The organism is Stutzerimonas azotifigens DSM 17556, assembly GCF_000425625.1.
Classification (GTDB): Bacteria; Pseudomonadota; Gammaproteobacteria; order Pseudomonadales; family Pseudomonadaceae; genus Stutzerimonas; species Stutzerimonas azotifigens.
The window spans coordinates 1-1,522 of the sequence record NZ_AUDU01000079.1 but is presented as its reverse complement, the minus strand read 5'-3'; the positions used below and the strand labels follow the sequence as shown (position 1 = coordinate 1,522).

General features: G+C 70.4%; 1 protein-coding gene. It reads left to right on the top strand.

Translation table 11 applies throughout. From position 1 onward, the window contains the following. Window positions 1-165 precede the first annotated feature (165 nt). Entirely contained in the window at window positions 166-1,245 is a 1,080-nt protein-coding gene (gene alr / locus H610_RS0107775; protein ID WP_028239142.1) for an alanine racemase, read from the top strand. The last annotated feature ends 277 nt before the right edge of the window (window positions 1,246-1,522 follow it).

Here is a 1,522-nt window from a genome sequence, read left to right as displayed (position 1 = left end):
CAGCCTCCAGCCTCCAGCCTCCAGCCTCCAGCCTCCAGCCTCCAGCCTCCAGCCTCCAGCCTCCAGCCTCCAGCCTCCAGCCTCCAGCCTCCAGCTTTGGCGCTTGCAGCTTGCAGCCTGCAGCTTGAAAATGTGCCGCTCCTGCCCCGCGAAGGATTCCCTCTCATGCGCCCCCTCGTCGCCACGGTCGATCTGGCCGCCGTTCGCCACAACTACAGCCGCGCCAAGCAGTGCGGCCCCGGGCGCAAGGCCTTCGCCGTAGTCAAGGCCGATGCCTACGGGCATGGCGCGCGCGAGGTGGTGACGGCGCTGCGCGACCTGGCCGACGGCTTCGCGGTCGCCAGCCTGGAGGAGGCGGCCGAGGTCCGCGCGATGGCGCCCGAGGCACGACTCCTGCTGCTGGAGGGCTGCTTCGAGGCCGACGAATACGGCATGGCGGCGCAGCTGGCGCTGGATGTCGCGGTGCAGGGCGACGCCCAGGCGCAGGGCCTGCTCGACGCCCGGCTGTCGCGTCCGCTGAACGTCTGGCTCAAGCTCGATTCCGGCATGCATCGCCTGGGCATGTCGCCGGCCGGCCTGCGCGACTGGCATGCGCGGCTGAAGGACGCCGAGCAGGTCGCCGAGCTGAACCTGATGAGCCACTTCGCCTGCGCCGACGAGCGCGGCCATCCGCTCACCGAAACCCAACTGGAGAATTTCGTCGGCCTGCTCGACCTGCCGTTCGAGCACCGCTCGCTGGCCAACTCGGCGACGATCCTCGGCCTGCCGCAGGCGCACATGGACTGGCTGCGCCCCGGCATCATGCTCTACGGGGCCAGCCCCTTCGCTGACCTGGAGCCGAAGACCCTCGGCATCGAGCCCGCCATGACCCTGACCGCGCGGATCATCGCCGTGCGCGAGGTGTCGGCGGGCGAGAGCGTCGGCTACGGCGGCGGCTGGGTCGCCCAGCGGCCGTCGCGGATCGCCACCGTCAGCTGCGGCTATGCCGACGGCTACCCACGTACCGCGCCGTCCGGCACGCCGGTGGCGATCCGCGGCCTGCGCGTACCGCTGGCCGGGCGCGTGTCGATGGACATGCTGGCGGTGGACATCACCGACCTGCCGGCCGCCGGGCTGGGGGACGAGGTCGAGCTTTGGGGTCGCCAGGTCGGCATCGACGAGGTCGCCCGCGCCTGCGGCACCATCGGCTACGAGCTGCTGACCAAGGTGACCAAGCGGGTGCCGCGGCGCTACCTGGGCCCATAAAAAGACGATAAGGGCGCTGGAGGCTGGAAGGCTGGACGCAAAGCGCGCGGTCGTTCTGGCCCGGTCCCCTTGTAGGAGCGAGCTTGCTCGCGAATGTGGCGCGGGGAAAAAGCGCTGGAGGCTGGAAGGCTGGAAGGCGGGACGAGAGGAGCCGTGTCAGACGTCGAGCGGGTGCAAGCGCGCCATTTTCCGGCGCAGCGACCGAAAAGGCTTGACAGGCGTGAGCGCCAACCCAAACCCTGTCCAGCCTCCAGCCTCCAGCCTCCAGCCTCCAGCC